At 44.2% G+C, this 16688-nt stretch carries 9 protein-coding genes; 2 read left to right on the top strand and 7 right to left on the bottom strand.

The genetic code is table 11. The annotated features are described in order from the left end of the window. Window positions 1-531 (top strand): Mu transposase domain-containing protein (locus SD450_RS19090; RefSeq protein ID WP_404828263.1); only part of this gene is annotated, 531 nt, incomplete at its 5' end. Between the two features lie 24 nt (window positions 532-555). Then, window positions 556-1293, top strand: coding sequence for an IS21-like element helper ATPase IstB (istB, locus tag SD450_RS19085; RefSeq protein ID WP_318345950.1), 738 nt, complete (start codon window positions 556-558; stop codon window positions 1291-1293). Window positions 1294-1363: 70 nt separating this feature from the next. Here the strand turns inward: istB and SD450_RS19080 are convergent, their stop codons facing one another. The 7 genes from SD450_RS19080 to SD450_RS19050 form a co-directional block, all read right to left on the bottom strand. Continuing rightward, a complete protein-coding gene (locus SD450_RS19080) occupies window positions 1364-3058 on the bottom strand; it encodes a hypothetical protein (RefSeq protein WP_318345949.1) in 1695 nt (564 codons plus the stop codon). Beyond that, window positions 3045-4286 carry an MFS transporter gene (locus SD450_RS19075; RefSeq protein WP_318345948.1) on the bottom strand — a complete coding sequence of 414 codons (1242 nt, stop codon included), beginning with the start codon at window positions 4284-4286 and terminating at the stop codon, window positions 3045-3047. Before SD450_RS19075 ends, SD450_RS19080 begins: the two co-directional genes overlap by 14 nt. A gap of 3 nt (window positions 4287-4289) precedes the next feature. Further along, window positions 4290-5336, bottom strand: coding sequence for a glycoside hydrolase family 130 protein (locus SD450_RS19070; protein WP_318345947.1), 1047 nt, complete (start codon window positions 5334-5336; stop codon window positions 4290-4292). Window positions 5337-5430: 94 nt separating this feature from the next. Further along, a complete protein-coding gene (locus tag SD450_RS19065; RefSeq protein ID WP_318345946.1) occupies window positions 5431-6915 on the bottom strand; it encodes a RagB/SusD family nutrient uptake outer membrane protein in 1485 nt (494 codons plus the stop codon). A gap of 17 nt (window positions 6916-6932) precedes the next feature. Then, window positions 6933-9989 carry a SusC/RagA family TonB-linked outer membrane protein gene (locus tag SD450_RS19060; RefSeq protein ID WP_318345945.1) on the bottom strand — a complete coding sequence of 1019 codons (3057 nt, stop codon included), beginning with the start codon at window positions 9987-9989 and terminating at the stop codon, window positions 6933-6935. A 265-nt stretch (window positions 9990-10254) separates the two neighbouring features. After that, window positions 10255-14352 (bottom strand): hybrid sensor histidine kinase/response regulator transcription factor, encoded by a 4098-nt coding sequence (locus SD450_RS19055; RefSeq protein WP_318345944.1) that lies wholly within the window; start codon window positions 14350-14352, stop codon window positions 10255-10257. Between the two features lie 395 nt (window positions 14353-14747). Further along, window positions 14748-16544 (bottom strand): ParB/RepB/Spo0J family partition protein, encoded by a 1797-nt coding sequence (locus tag SD450_RS19050; RefSeq protein ID WP_318345943.1) that lies wholly within the window; start codon window positions 16542-16544, stop codon window positions 14748-14750. Window positions 16545-16688 lie beyond the last annotated feature (144 nt).

The raw sequence follows: 16688 nt of genomic DNA, 5'->3' as shown, positions 1-16688 counted from the left end.
AAGAACAGCCATATCTATTTTGGGAAGGACAAGCATTATTACAGCGTGCCCTACAGACATATAGGCAAACAGGTCAAACTGGTCTATACCGACAACATCGTCGAGATCTACCATAAGCACGAAAGGTTCGCCGTACATACAAGGGACAGGAAAAAATACGGCTATACCACCTTGGCCGACCATATGCCCTCGCACCACAGGTTCGTAAGCGAATGGAGCAGTAAAAGGTTCATCGATTGGGCGGGCAATATCGGCGGACACTGTAAAGGGTACATCATTGCCATCCTGGAGAAGAAACAACACCCGGAACAATCCTATAAGTCCTGTCTGGGCGTGCTCCACCTTGCCAAAAAGTACGGAAGGGGACGTCTTGAGAATGCGTGCAAACGTGCCTCGGAATATGGTGCGTACAATTATAATATGGTCGAGCGCATCCTAAAAAAGGGGTGGGACCAGATCGATGAAGGTATCGACGGGAACATGGAAATGCCCGAGCACAACAACATAAGGGGAGGAAAATACTACGAATAGGAACAATACTTAAAAACAGAACATATGAACGAAAAAACAATGCAATTGATGAAAGAAATGAGGCTCTATGGAATGCACAGGGCCTTCACCACAACAATGGAGACCAGCGGCCCGTCCACTGGTTACACCAACGATGAACTGATCGCCTATCTCGTCCAGTGCGAATGGGACGACCGTCATAACCGTAGGATAGAGCGATTGACCAAGTCCGCAAGGTTCAGGTATACGGCCGTCATGGAGGCTATAGACTACCGACCGTCACGCCAACTGGACAAGAACCTGGTCCGGCGGCTCGGTTCCTGCGGGTTCATCCAAAAAAGGGAGAACATACTTATTACCGGTAGTACCGGCGTGGGCAAAAGTTATCTGGCCTCGGCCATCGGCCACCAGGCCTGTTCCATGGGGTCAAAAACGATGTACTTCAATACTGCAAAGCTCTTTACCCTGCTCAAGACATCAAAGGCCGACGGCTCCTATCCAAAACAGATAAACAAACTTGAAAAACAGGACTTGCTCATCTTGGATGACTTCGGCCTTAAACCATTGGACAACATCAATAGGCATGCGCTTATGGAGATCATCGAGGACAGGCACGGCAAAAAATCCACTATAATAGCATCACAATTGCCCGTATCAAAGTGGCACGACATCATCGGGGAGAGAACACTGGCCGATGCCATTCTCGACCGTTTGGTGCATACAGCTCACAGAATAGATATAAAAGGAGAATCAATGAGAAGAAAATTGAAAAATAAAAACTAAGTTTAACCCACGGATAGATCAAATCTGGGCAGTCCATTTGCCATGGTCAGTTTCATCCGGCGAAGGTGGGTCAGTTTACCCGGCTTATCCAACTACCTGAAGGAATTTCAACCAAAACCCTAGCTTGGTCCGCTGGAATCTCAACATTCGTTTTCATATTCACCCCTTCGGCAACTATTTGATGGGAAACTATGTCGTACAAATCAACTTTTTGCTTGCTTTGGCATTGATACGTTACAGTTTTCGATTCCTGATGGGGATTGTACAATAAAAACGTAGGATACGATTCTTTTTTGTAAAAATCGGTGGCCAAACAATTCAACTTAAGGATTCCCGGCACATCGGTACTTTCTATAATGGCCCCTGCAATGCCTACGTGACCACTACCATAAACACTGAATTGTGATACATCAGGGTTATTCGGATTCCAATGGGGGCCGTCCCCAATAGCAATAGGTGCCTCCATATCGGGATAGCCCTCCAAATGCACGTTCTTGATCAGTCCTTCATAAGCAATGACTCCCTTTGTATGCTCTTTTTTGTTGGGCAGGGTCTGATGATTATCGGCCATTTCGTAAGGGTAAAAGAATTTGGAGGCGTTGGCCGCATTCAACATCCACTTTCCAATGGTCGAAGCGTATCTAGTATCGTAGCGCACCATAGGCACCAAGGGCCACATGGTGTCATAGGTGTTCATTAAAAACGCAAAGCCCCCATGATCTACAGTGCTGCCTACCAGCCCAGATACATCATACCCGTTCCAGTTGTCCAAAAGTACGCCCCAACCTTCACGACAAACGGAATCTCCATTAAAGGTCCAATCCAGCAACTTATGGTAATCGTAATTTGTTCCCTGTTCTGCATTCAAACGGGCTGCCGTGTATGCCCCAAAAGGCATTAAAATCTCATAGAAACGGTTTTCTTCCAAGGACAAAAGTGCCTCTAGAGCAGATTTAGCCCCATCAAGGTATTTTGGTTCTTTAAATTTTTGAAATGCTGCATACAAAACATACGCATGCCCTGCTGCGGCATCTTCTTGGTGACAAATCCAATTATCCTTGGGTTCCATTGCACCGTAATCAAAAAAGGTATGTCCATAATTTCCAGCCAATATGGAATCCGCTTCATAAAAACGATCAGCGATGGATTTTTGCAAGCGCTCAAAATCGGGGTGTTGCGGATAGAAATCGGCCACTCCGTAGAAAAGTAGGTTGGGGTACACATCATACCACCAGTCCCTGCCATAGCCACCGCCCAAGAGGGCCACTTCCGGGCAGGTATTGTTCATCATAATGTCCCAGCCTGTTTCTGAGTTAAAATAATTTTTTAGCATGCCCACATAATCCTCTCCGTTTTGGTCGGACTTGTCTATGCCCACCAAGGAGGCCCCCAAAACGGAGCTTATCGTGTTCAGGGATTCATGGAACATTCCTTGGTTGTTTTCCGAACCTTGTCTGGCATCGCCAAGGGCAGTATAGATTCCAAAAGTTTCCTGATCAAAATTTTTCTTGCTCCCATCCTTCCAGACCAATGGCCAATACTCGCCGGTCTGGGTACTGTCGTATACAACTCGATCATAGAACAGTGCCAAATCCTTAAAATCAAGGATTTTATAAGGCTTGGGCATATAAGGCATACTGTCTACACGTGCAATGGGCATTTGGGCCACGGACTGCGGCACTGCCTTTTCAGTTTTTTTGCAAGAGGTCGTCAAGACCAAAAAAGTCCCTGCTATGGCAGCAAGGATGGTTTTATTCCATTTCATGTTCCAGTTCTTTTTGTTTTTTCAACAATTGTTTAGCAATTATTATCGAAATCAGTTGCAATGTTCCTATAATCAAAAGGGCATATCGTAAAGCTATTTCTGTGCTTCCAAAATAGGCAAGTGCAAGAAAGGTCAATGCCCCGATAAACCTCCCTACATACAATCCAAATTCATGGTTGAGAATATATGAAAACTCATTCCTTCCCTCAAATTTGGCCATAACGTCTATCAATTTCAATTGAATGGGAAAATACGCAATATCCAAAATTGGCCGTGCAATCAACAAAAACAACATGAACAGGATCACCCCTGTGGCATTGAACAGCAATCCGTTGAAGAAAGCGGCCAGAAAAAAGCATACCAGACCCACACTAAATATGGCCAGTCTATGCTTTGGTTTGGAATACTTGCCCAAAAGGAGCATGATGAACGCAGCGATCAGGGCACCGACGGATTGGGCCGTGCCCAAGGTTCCCTCAGAACCAAAGAAGGTCATCATTAGCATGGCCGGAGCGGTTACAATAAACCCTTGGGCCAATCCTTTTAAGTACGACATCTGTATCATCTTCTTCCAGACGGGATGAAATTTAAAATAGAGAAATTTTTCGCTCTTGGGTTTTTCGTACGACCCCATGTGAAAAATCACAGAGGCCAGTATGGTTATGGCAAAAACAACCACGGTGACCATTTGGTAGCGTAAATTAACGCCTTCATTGGCCATGGAATCACCATTGACAAGATACCAGCCCACCATAATGGGTACAAGTACCCCAGTGACCGTGTAACAAAAAGTATCCAGACCGTAGTAAAAATTACGGGTGAAATCCGTAGTTGTGGTCAGTACCAAATAATCCCGATTGGACCAGTAGAGCCCAAAGGACATTCCCATGATAAGACCGGCCATGGTCAACCCCAAATAACTGATCTTATCCAAAGACATCATCACCACCATGGAAACACCGCTAAGGAGCATGCCCAAAGAAAACAGTTTTTTAACATCTATCCGGTTCAACAGATAGCCATTTACCAGAAAGGTCAAAGGTATTCCGGAGTAAATGGCCAGTTGGTACAGCATTACCTTGGCGGGGTCGTTTGAATTTCGCATAATGTAGGAGGCCACAAAAATATCCACCACTGGTAATACAAATGCGTAAACAAGATTGGTGATGATAAGAATTTTGGCACTTTTGGAGAAATCTCCCCATCCTATTCCAATTGATTTTTCCATTTTTTAGCTTAAGGTGTTGAGAATTTGGGTTATGGATAGGGTGGCCAATGCCATGTATTCATCCGAAGCTCCGTAGTACATATGGATTTCGTCTCCATCCACTACGTGGCCATTGGTAAAAATGACCTCGCCAAAGAATCCTTCCTTTTCATAGATTTCCTCGGGCTCCATAATGGGTGTTTGGGACCGGGATATTACTTTGGATGGGTCGTTGAGGTCCAACAACAAAGCACCAAGGCAGTATCTGTGTCTGTGGTCTGCCCCATGATAAATGGCCAGCCATCCTTTTTCAGTTCTTATGGGTGCGGCCCCGGCGCCCAATCTGGCACTATCAAATGCGTTGGGACGTGTTCTGGCGATACATTTGTGGTTGCCCCAATGTATTCCATCAGGGGATTCTGCAATCCACATATAATTTCCGCCAAGCTCGGGACTACTGGGCCTATGGAAGGCATAGTACCGTCCGTTGACTTTCTCTTCGAAAAGGGCACAATCCTTATTGTGCGGACTAAATATCATACCGTGGGAAGTAAAATCCTTCCAGTCGGTGGTGGTTTTCAACCCAACACCCACACCTTTGGGGGAAACCATGGTGTAGGTAAGATAGTAGGTGTCCTTTATCTGCGACACGCGGCAATCTTCAATTCCATAACTTTCATAGGCGCCTTGACCAAAAAGTGGGGGAAATTCATCAGATTCCTTAAAGTTTACGCCATCCGAACTGAACAAAATCCTAAGATGGGATATTGTGGTGAGGTACTGTTCACCATCGTAAGTGATGACACGGGCATCTGAATTGTCCAATTTTGGATCATCAAGGGAAAAGTCCACTATTTTCAACTGTCCCTTTTCGTCATAAATGGGCACAGATACCATTCCTTCTTTTTGTTTTGTGCGTTCGGCCACCCTAAGAACAATGCCAGTTTTTCCATTGTAGGTGAATGCACCGGGATTCAGTAGGCATTCAATGATCATTTGGGGCTGGCTTGGTTTTAAGTCCTGTGGGGACAATAAAGGATTTTGCCCATGGCGGGCCACTACCTTCTTCATACGTATGTGTCTTGTGTTAATGTAGAGCAATTCAACCTGTTTGGATAGTGGCAAGTGCTTTACCTGCCACTACCCTTTTCAGGTCTTCCCAGATTTAGTATCCAGGATTCTGGATTATAGAACCTCCTGATTTATCTATGTCTGCTTGGGGGATGGGGTACAAACTATTGTGGGCTTGAAAGTTTTTGCCCAAATCTTGAAGTACGGTCTGTGCAATGCCCCATCGCTTTAGGTCATTGAATCTTTGTGATTCAAAACCTAGCTCCACCCTTCTTTCGGATTGGATCCATGCCCGCACCTGGGCCTGATCGTTACTATTAGGTCTGTCTGGCAACGTACCCGCAGGCACAACTTCTCCACTTGCGGTAGGTGAGTTACGCGCCCTTTCCCTAATTTGATTGATAAGGGCAACGGACTCCAAGGGGTCACCGCTCTCGTTCAGGGCTTCGGCCTTCCAAAGCAGTACATCGGCATAGCGGATGTAAATCTTGTTGCCCGGAGAATCATCATTCCCCTTATACTCTGTCAAAGACCCCATAATCTTGGGAGAGTGCTGGTTATCCACATTTATGGTGTAATCCAAGCGGGGATCATCAGATTCAAAGGCAGTCAGAAAATCATCGGTAGGCGCAAAAAAGCCCCAACCAGAAACAGCGGCAAGCCCGTTACCATTGCCCGGATTTTCACCAGATCGGTGATCGTAGGCAAAAATGACCTCTTGGTCGTTGAACTCCATGCCGGCATCAAAGGCATCGAAATAGTTGCCGTTTAGGTCATAAAAGCCCAAGTTGTCCAACTGGGTAATAAAATTTAGAACCTCAGCCCAGTTTTCGCCATAAAGGGCCAATTTTGCCTGTAGGGCAATGATGGCTCCCACGGAAACCCTCCATGGGTCCGTGGCATCTTGTTTTACCTGTGGGGCAAGGTCCCTAGCCGTTTGCAAATCGACCCCAATTTGGGCCATTACCTCATCTTTGGGAGCCCTTACCGACACCGAAAAGGCCTCTTCAAACGATTCCGGGGATTTTAGGATCAATGGGACATCACCAAAGTTGTTCACCAAATCAAAATAGTAATAGGCCCTAAGGAAGTATGCCTCGGACAAAAGCTGGTCCCTTCTGGCAGAGGATATCCCTGTCTTTTGTACCACTTCATCATTGGTTAAAAACCCTATGGCAAGGTTACTTCTGCTGATGCCTTCATAGTCGTATGTCCAAATTCCGTTGAATGCCTGATTTTCGGGTGTAAACACAAAGTTCCCGATTTCGTCCATCCAAGCTTGGTCACCGTCCGGATTCCATTTTTTGTTCATGTCATTGGCTGCCATATCCTGCAGAATAATGTCGTTGCGGAATACGGTACCAAGGTCCCAACGCCATCCGGGAATAATACTGTTCAAGGTATTCCGTAAAGGTTGATACGCGGATTCAACCGCAGATTCAACCGTTTCCATAGTAGGATCGGTATCCACTTGGTCCAGAGTGAGCAGACCAATGGGATCGTTGTCGAGTTCACTGGTGCAAGAAACCACAACCGTGAAAGTCAACAGTAGCAAAAAGGTTTTATATAGCTTTTTCATCTTGATTTTTTTTGTGATTAGAATTTAGCGTTTAGTCCAAGGAGTACTGAAGCTGAGCTCGGGTAGGTACCCTTATCTATCAAATCCGTTGTTTCTGGGTCCAAGCCCGTATAATCCGTAGAGGTCCAAAGGTTCTGTCCAGAAATATATAATCTTAGGGCGTTTATGCCACTTATATCCTTTAGGGTATACCCCAATTCGATGTTCTTGAGCCTGATGTAGGAGGCGTCCTCAACAAAAATACTGGATATCCTGCTGCTACCATTGTCCTCAAAAGCAACCCTTGGCACACTGTTGGTACTGTTCTCGCCATCCCAAGCATTTAAAATTGCCGTGGTAAAGTTGAACGGTCTTGTATCGTAATCTACGATTTTCTTTCCATCGTTATATCGATCTACACCCTCCACACCTTGAAAAAGAAAGGAAAAATCCCATCCTTTGTAAGATGAATTAAATGCCAAACCAAAGGTAAGATCGGGAATGGGCGATCCAATGAATTCCCGGTCATTGTCCGCACTTATGACGCCATCACCATTGAGGTCCTTAAAACGGATGTCCCCGGGCTTAGCGGACGGATTGGGTGTGCCGCTAAGGTGTTCGTCAATCTCAGCTTGGTTCTGGTAAATGCCTTCCATACGGTATCCATAGTAGGAATTAAGTGGTTGCCCTACAGTGGTGCGCGTTACCTCGCCTACAATGTTGGGGAGATTGGGGTGCAATTTTTCCACCTCGTTGTCCAAAGTGGCCAAGTTGGCATTGATGCTGTACTTAAATTCCTTATCGGAATTCTGATAGTTGACAGACAGTTCAAAACCTTTGTTCCTTACTTCCCCGGCATTAAGGATTGTAGGTTGAACGTTCCCCACAATGGACGGCAAGCTTATGGGCAAAAGGATATCACTGGTGTATTTGTTGAAATACTCTGCCGTTATGTTCACCTTGTTCTGAAAAAGTCCCAAATCCACTCCAAAGTTGGTCTGCTCTGAACTTTCCCATTTTAGATCTGGATTTCCAAAACGATTGGTCTTTACGATACCGTTTTCTTGACTGATCAAAGTTAGGTAGGTATAGTTGTCTATTTCTTGGTTTCCAAGAATACCCCAACTGGCCCTGAACTTTAAATTGGACAACCAATCCACATCGCTCAGAAAGGCCTCATCCGAAACTTTCCATCCCGCCGATACCGATGGGAAATATCCCCACTGGTTGTTCTCTGCAAATCGGGAAGAGGCATCGGCCCTTAGGTTGGCCGTAATCAAATATTTATTGTCAAAGGAATAGGAAGCCGACCCAAAATAAGAGAAAAGTGCCCATTCCGATGCAGATCCACTGTTCCAGATATCCAACTCAGTACCACCATAGTCCAAATAACGGAATTGCCCGGTGGTATACGGGAACCTCGCCCTACTGGCACCGATTGAGGAGGCATAGTTCGTGATGTACTCCATTCCGATCAAGGCACTCAAATCGTGCTTTTCGTTTAAAAGTGTTTTATAATTAAGGGTGTTGTTCACCGTTAGGGTAAAGGCTTCCCCTCTAGATTCATTTAAGCTGTTGGGCCTGTTTTGCCTTCCCAAACCAGCATCTATGGCATTCCCACCCCCATCATCATCACCATAATTCTCATTGAACACTTTGTTATGGAAAAACGAAAGATCGACACCCACATTTGTCCTGAATGTCAAATTCTTATTCTTTAAAAAACGATATTCCCCGAACACATTGCCAAAGGTTCTGTACATTCGCTCCGTATTATCGGTAAAATAGGCGCGGGCAATAGGGTTGCCCACCATTTCGTACATACTGCGCTGCAATCCGACATCATAGCCTGTTTCGGTGTAGAACGGCATGTCCGTGAACGGGTCCCTTTCGGTATAGGTGGGGTCACTGGCATCTTTGTAGACTGGAATCACAGGGGCTCGCAAAAGGGCATACCGAATAAGACTTTCCCCTCTTGATGCAACCAAATCATTCTTGTCATACGAAAGTTGGAGGTTGGTCCCGATCTTGATACGATCTGTCAAATCAGCACTTATGTTTGTTCTGTAATTTATCCGTTGGTATTTGTCATTATCATAAACTACAATTCCATCTTGACCAAAATACCCCAAGGACATGAGGTACTGTAATTTTTCATTACCGCCACTGGCAGTCAGTTGCAGGTTCTGCGTGCGTCCGGTTTCAAAAAGTTCGTCCAACCAATTAGTGTCGGCAAAATCGGAACGTCCTCGATCTGCAGTGTAGGGGTTGTCTCCTGTATAGGTATTGTCCCAAGCTTTTTCGAGCGTATTGATATACTGCGCAGCATTGAGCATATTGGGTAGGTTGGTGGCCTTATTGAATCCATTGAAATAATCCACATTAAAGGACATCTTTCCTTTTGCCCCTTGCTTTGTGGTTATCACCACCACACCTCCTGAGGCCCTGGAACCATAGATAGCGGCGGCGGCGGCATCCTTGAGAACAGTAATGGACTTAATATCGGCTTGGTTCATAAATGCAATATCCCTGGAAGGGATTCCATCCACAATGTACAATGGATTATTATTGCCAATGGTTCCTTCGCCCCGTATCCGTATTTCAACGGGGTCCCCTGGGGCCCCTGTGCTAGCGGTTACCTGTACACCAGCCACTTGCCCTTGAAGTGCTTGGGACACATTGGCCACCCTTGTTTTCTCAAGATTCTCTACATCCACCACTGCAACTGCTCCTGTAAGATCAGCTTTCCTTTGCGTGGTATACCCTACTATGACTACTTCATCCAGCTGCTGGGCATCTTCGGCCAAAACCACTTCAATACGGGTTCTACCATTTAATTCTATTTCCATTGGCAGAAAGCCAATACTGCTTACCACCAAGATAGCATCGGTGGCTACGTTCTGCAACGTAAAGTTTCCATCAAAATCAGTTGCCGTACCAGAAGAAGTTCCCTTGACCACAATACTGGCACCTGGTATGGGGACCTGTCCATCCGAAACATATCCTGAAACATTTACTTGGGCATATCCGGTGCATATACCCATGAACAGAAAAAATGCGATGAACGATTCTTTTAAAAATGAGTTAGATTTCATATTTCGCAATTTTAGTTTGTTTAAAATTATTAGTGTGCATTTTGTTTGTTGGTATTTTATGAATTTCACGATCTATCAAATGTACAGATGGTACAATTCGCAGGTGTACACTATATTTTCAAAAGTGTACACCGTGGTTTAAAAATCTGATTATGAGGCATATAATTTTTCAATAACGGACTGTTCGCGTCGTCTTGGGGATAGCTTTGCGGTTAAACAAGCAGAAGATAGTAGTGTTGGGAAAGGGTGGATTCCCTGATTTTCACTATTTATCGTTTTCAATGGTTTGTTCGTGGGGAAGGTCCTTCTTGTGGAAAAGTTGATAATCTTTCGGAGTCTTGTGAAACAATTTCTTGAATTCCCTATAAAAGTAAGATCTGTTATTGAACCCAGAACGATAACATACTTCTGTAACCGTTAAATTTGTTTTTCGAAGAAGCTCAGAGGCATGCCGTAATCGCATCGTTCGGATAAGATCCCCAGGCGAAAAGTTTAACAATTCCTTGGTTTTTCTATAGAGTTGGGATGTACTCATACCCAACTCCTGCTCTATAAAACTACTCTGAAGCTTATCGCTTTCCATATTGCTGCCGATAAGCCCAATAAGTTTTTCAATGAACAGCTTATCATCATCCTGTGTGATCAGGGCTGTTAAATCTTCAAAAGGGGAGCCTTGGGAGAAGTGTTTCAACATGCGCTCCCGTTCTTCCAACAGCTTTTGGATTCGCATGATCAAATAGTCTGGGTGGAAAGGTTTTGAAATATAATCGTTGGCCCCACTTTCTATCCCCATTATTTTATGGTCCATAGAGTCCTTTGCCGTGAGCATGACAAAAGGAATATGACAGGTATCCAAATCGTTCTTCACCCGCTTGCAGAGCTCCACCCCGTCCATAATGGGCATCATAACATCACTCAGAATAAGGATGGGTTCTTTCTTTTTAATAAGGTCCAGGGCTCTTTCACCGTTCGATGCGGTTTCCAAATAATACACATTTCCCAGAAGTTCCTCCAAAAGAAATTGAACCTCCGGGTCATCTTCCACCACAAGTACGTAGTCCTGTGTTTTTTTGGTCTGCTGTTCCAAAGTCTCCAGTTTGCCATTAACCGATTTTGTACCTTGATTCTCCTCGCCTTGATCAGTGATATCCCTTAGGTGCTGGGAGATGTATGGTGTGGGTGATGACAATTCTCCTGAAACGTCTGTTTTTCCACATGGGAACACCACCCTAAATGTGGTGTTTCTGTTGGGTTCACTTACCACTGATATGTTACCTTTCAATAATTGCACTAGTTTTTTGGTGTAGGCCAGCCCAATTCCTGTTCTAAACATGTTTGACCCAACTTCCTTATCTTGCTCCAACAGATAGAACTTCTCAAATATATCATCCAGTTTTTCCTTTGGAATTCCTTCTCCGGAATTTACTATGTTGAGGACCAAGTTCTTTTCCCCATCGAGTTCATGTAATTTAATATCCAGCTCTATGAAGCCTTCTTCAGGGGTATACTTGAATGCATTGGAGAGAAGGTTAAAAATAATTTTCTCAATCAAATCCTTATCAAACCACCCCAAGAGGTTCTTGGGCAGATTTACCACGTAATTGATGTTTTTCTTGAGGGCCATTTCATCAAAAAGCTCCGCTATCTGTTCCACAAGGCTCACCAAATCAAAATGTTCACTGTTTATTTTTAAATGCCCATCCTCAGCCTTTCTAAATTCCAAAATCTGTTGGGTCAGAAAAAGTAATCTCGACGTATTTTTCTTCACCATATCAAAATACTTTTTGGCCTTTTCATCAAAAGACATGGTTTCCCCCAACTTTTGGACCGGGGCCACCATCAAAGTAAGCGGGGTCTGAAGTTCATGGGCCACATTGGTGAAAAAATCAAGCCGATTCTCATGTGCCCTTTCCTCCTGTTTACGTATTAGGATGTTATGGGCCAGTGATCGTCTTTTCTTATAATATTCCAAAGTAAAAAGAATAATAAGTGCCAAAAGCACGGAATAAAGTATCCAAGCTGTGACCGAACGCCAGAATATTGGAGCTATATTGAATCGGACAGCTTGCACGGGTTCGCTCCATACTCCATCCCCATTGGTCCATTTAAGCCAGAGCTCGTATTTCCCCGAGGGTATATTGGTGAACGAAAGGTTGGTCCTGGCACCAATTTGATTCCAATCGGGGTCAAAATTCTTTAGTTGATAGGCATATCTACATTTCTTGTTGTTGATGAAGGTCAGCGCAGAGAACTCGATGTTAAGAAAATTCTGGTTATGGTTCAACTCGATGACCGAAGGTGAAAAACCTTCTGGACGGATGACCAAATTTTGATCATAGGGCGCACTTCCATCCTGACCACTTATCTTATTGATGAATAGGTTGGGTACCCTAACCGAGACATTTATCCGTTCTGGCACAAAATAGTTAAAGCCTTTTCGCCCCCCCATAAAAATGTACTTCGTACCGGCATAGGCAGCTCCGTCACCAAACTCATTGTCTTGCAACCCTTCTTCCTTGGTGTAATTATAAAAAACCTGATCGGCAATATCGAATTTTGAAAGGCCATAATTGGTGCTCACCCAAATATTTCCAGCTCTATCTGAAGTAATTCCATGTATGGTATTACTGGGCAATCCATCTTTGACCGTATAACGCAAAAATTCACTTTCACCTGTATACCGGTTAAGCCCAAAGCTCGTGCCAATCCACAACTCTCCCTTAGGGGACCTGTACATACAGAGAATATCATTGTTGGACAAGCTTTTTGGATTACTTTCATCGTGCATGTATACACTAAAGGTCTTCGTTTTTTTATTAAAAAGGTTCAAACCTCCCAGACGGGTACCTATCCATAAGGATTCATGGTCCCTGGGCACAATGGAGTAGATCATGTTACTGCTTATCTCCCCTATTTCACCCCTGTTCCCCATATATTGTTCAAATTCCTTCAACCACACCCCTTTGCTGGTTCGGATAAGCTTAAATCGGACAAGTCCAAATCCACTGGTCCCTGCCCAAATCATACCGTCTTCACCTTGGTACAGCGCGTAAACAGACCTAAATTGTGGTAAGTCGGATGTTCCTTTTATTTTATTCCATGGAACAAAGGTGTCCTCATTTAAATCATATAAGGAAACCCCAGGACCATCGGTTCCAATAAGCAGGAAGCCTTCCTTGGTATGTTGCAGTGAATAGACGGCGTTGTTAAGGCCACTATTCTCTTGATTAAGATTGACATACTTTAGTTTTTCATTTTTTTGACCCAAAAAGTCCGGTTGAAAACGAAACACCCCCTTACCCTTGGTTCCTATCCAAAAAGAATGATTTGGAACCTCAAGGAAGGAACGGACAATAGTTCCTTCAAATTCCGGAATTTGTTGACCGGACAATCCGTGAAAGGGCTTGTTGTTTTGATGCAACCGGAAAACCCCTTCTCCATCCGTTGCGGCCCAATAAATCCCTTCAGTTCCCTCAAACAGAGCTGTAAGCTTGTTGCCATTCAACATACTTAACCATTTTGGGGTAGATACACCTTTATTTTTCCCCACCAAAAAGTGTTGGGTATCCGATGAAATCACAACACCATCCTTTACCGAACCAATCACTGAACTAGGTTTGTCCAGCTCCACTTTTTCCTGATTCTCTGTGTCAGTGGAGAAAATAATGGGGGTACCTTCAAAATTGATCAAAAGGAGATTTTCCTTGTCCAATGCCTCAAAACTGAGTATGTTTTCCACAAGTGTTGTATGCCCCATGGCCTTCACCATTCCCATCTCTTGTTGAAGTTGAAGCATGAAAAGTTGACCTGATGCATCCAAAACAAGGAGCTTCTCTTCTTCCAAAAACTTCATCTGTACAATCGGAGATTTTAACAGTGTATCGTCCCAAACCTTTTCAAAAGAACCTTGATTGAACATTCCTATTCCCCATTCCTTGGCATATGCAAAGAGCCGCTTGTCAGGAGACAAAGCCATGTTGAATTCAGTATCCGTCAAAGTGACCTTGTCCTTTTTTGAAAAATAGAACCGTTCAAAATTGTCCGTTTGCTTATTATATCTATTAATACCGTGCATGGTGAGCACCCATACATTGCCCTGTACATCTTCAGTGACCTTTAACACCACCTGATTGCTCAAAGAGGTATCGTTGTTGAGCTCGGGCCTAAAAACCTTGAAACTGTTACCATCATATCTGTTCAGTCCATCCCATGTTCCCAGCCACAGGATATTGTCGGAATCCTGAAAAACAGTATTTACGGAACTGTGCGATATTCCTGTTGCATTATCAAGTTGTTTTAGAATATAATCTGTCTCTGATGAAAAATTGTTCAAAGGAGCTTTTCCCGAAAGTGGGTTGGCCAAAGAATCTTGATTTGACATACAGTACAAACCCTGTAGCCCTATCAAGCAGGCCAGTAATGACAAAAAAACCAGTGTTCTTTCATAGTTCCACATGAAATAAAAGTATCAAATAAGAATCAAAGTAAGTGAAAGTTTTACGGGGCTTTTGTTTTTGGAACTTTTCCAGTTGGAAAGAAACAGAAATTTCAGCAAACAAGATAATTGCATACTGGCAACTTCAAAGTTCAGCCATCTTGACCAAGTGGCCATGGTTTCAGTTGTATGTTCCTTAAGGATAAACTACGTTAAATTCATATGAATGAAGATTACTTGGGTTTACCTATTCCGAGTTATCCCAAACCATGGGTGACCAGAAAAAAGAGGGACCTGTTCCCAGACCCCTCGTTTAATCCGAATTAATCCTCAATTGCCTTGGCCTGCCGCTCCAAGACTGTAACCCTTTCCTTGATTCGTGCTTCACGCTTATGACGACTTTCGGCATAGGTTTGTTCAATACCCGAAATCTTATCCTTGTAAAAGGTCTGCATTGCCCCATAAAAGGATCGGTTGGTCAGGTCATTGGTGTGGTTGCTCTCCCCAAGGTGCACTTGCCGGGTCAACAGGAACCGTAGCAGTCTGTAGAAAGTCTCCTTCTTGAAGTTTTGTTTGAACCGGGCCACCAGTTCTTCGGGGGTTAACTTTGAATCCTCCCCAAGGAAATCCTTAAAATATTCCCTTTGGTCATAATATCCGATATTGTTTTCGAAGAATGAGATGGAAATGGCCACCATTTCATCCGTGGTCAACGCTTTCTTTCGATCAATATATTCCGTCTCCCTGATCATGTCCACCACCTCCTTGAACTGGTTGTTGTTTTCGATTTGTTTTTTCCGCATTTCCCGGGCATTGATCTTGATGATCTGTTCCTCTGGGGTACATTCTGACATCTTACGTTTCTCCAAAGGCTTTGCACTTGAACTTCCATCATTGACTTGTTCCCTGACCTTAATAAAAACAGGCTGTGTCAAATAGGTATCCGTTTCCAGAAGAATACCCTTTTCAAATCCATGGTCCAAGGCATTGTCCCATGCCTCCTTTTCCCCAGTAAAGGATTCTAAAGCCTCATTCAGGAATTCAGCCAATTCTTCCTCTGTGTATTCATAGTGCCGTTGCTCCTCTTTAATACTTTCCAAGGTAGGCTCAATTGGCTGCTTTAATATATCCAGTTCATTGGTCAAATGTACCTCAAGACCTACTTTTTCCATTTGGGCCATGACCCATTGGTTGCGTTCCTCCTCCATCCAGTATTTGCTAATGTTGGGCACCAGTTTCAGTCCCTCCTTTTTCACTCTTTTCAAGAGTTGCATAAATGTCTTGGTCTTTTTGTTTTCAAAACAGGATGTCCTGGTACAGACCATCTTCCCTTCCCCGAACAGGTTCCCTTGGTTGGCTGCGTTGAAGGGACAGACAACACATGCCCCTGCTTTGGGCACCAAAGTTTTGTCCGTTACATCAAAGCAGGCTTTGGTCAGGTCAAAGGTCCGACTTTCAACCATCCGTTTGATCCGATGCCCTTGGTATTCTCCTTCAAGGCTTTCCAGCATCATCTGTTGTTCCCCAGGTTCAAAAAGGGCCACTGCCACCCCAAGGGAGATGGTCATTTCCCCATTTCGGACAAAGACCCTAAACCCTTCGATCAATCCGGCCAATTTGATACGCTGGCGGATATAGTTCTCGGAACGCCCCAATCGTTTGGCAATTTCACCAGGTTCATAACGGTCCAACAGAAACTGTATGGCCTCGGCTTCCTCTGTGGGTTCCACATCCTTACGTTGCAGGTTCTCAATGATCTGCACTTCCAGAACTTCGGTATCGACATAGTTCCTTACCATTGCAGGGATAGTGGTCAATCCTGCCAATCTACTGGCACGGAACCGACGTTCACCCATGACGATGATATAGCCATCATCTGATTTTCGTACCGTGATCGGCTGTAACACCCCATGTTCGGCAATGCTCTGTGCCAAATGATGGAGACTTTGCTCATCAAAGGTCTTTCGGGGTTGTGTCGGATCTGGGGAAACCGAACCGATTTCCAACATCTGGATCTGCGGAACGGAATTCTGTTCCTCCTGCGGTGTAGGTCGCTTTGCTTTTGACGATTGCTTGGCGTTTCCCTTGCGTGTCACTCTTTGTTTTGTTTGTGCTTCCATGATTTTTGGATTTTGGTTAAACAATATTTGAGCATTGACCAAGCGGAAGACAATATTTTGGAGTGGGAAGGAAACGGAATCGTTACTTAGCCGATAGAAATAATATTGTTAGAACAGATACAGTTCTATCTTGAAATTAATAGT

This window comes from Flagellimonas baculiformis (assembly GCF_033441575.1).
In the GTDB taxonomy this organism is placed as follows: Bacteria; Bacteroidota; Bacteroidia; order Flavobacteriales; family Flavobacteriaceae; genus Flagellimonas; species Flagellimonas baculiformis.
The sequence above is the reverse complement of the archived record's forward strand: the minus strand, read 5'-3'. Positions and strand labels throughout refer to the sequence as shown.

Bases quoted from the DNA above. Each gene is read 5' to 3' on its own strand.
- SD450_RS19065 (WP_318345946.1), bottom strand. From the start codon at position 6,915: ATGAAAAAGCTATATAAAACCTTTTTGCTACTGTTGACTTTCACGGTT.
- SD450_RS19080 (WP_318345949.1), bottom strand. From the start codon at position 3,058: ATGAAATGGAATAAAACCATCCTTGCTGCCATAGCAGGGACTTTTTTG.
- SD450_RS19070 (WP_318345947.1), bottom strand. From the start codon at position 5,336: ATGAAGAAGGTAGTGGCCCGCCATGGGCAAAATCCTTTATTGTCCCCA.
- SD450_RS19050 (WP_318345943.1), bottom strand. From the start codon at position 16,544: ATGGAAGCACAAACAAAACAAAGAGTGACACGCAAGGGAAACGCCAAG.
- SD450_RS19060 (WP_318345945.1), bottom strand. From the start codon at position 9,989: ATGAAATCTAACTCATTTTTAAAAGAATCGTTCATCGCATTTTTTCTG.
- SD450_RS19075 (WP_318345948.1), bottom strand. From the start codon at position 4,286: ATGGAAAAATCAATTGGAATAGGATGGGGAGATTTCTCCAAAAGTGCC.
- istB (WP_318345950.1), top strand. From the start codon at position 556: ATGAACGAAAAAACAATGCAATTGATGAAAGAAATGAGGCTCTATGGA.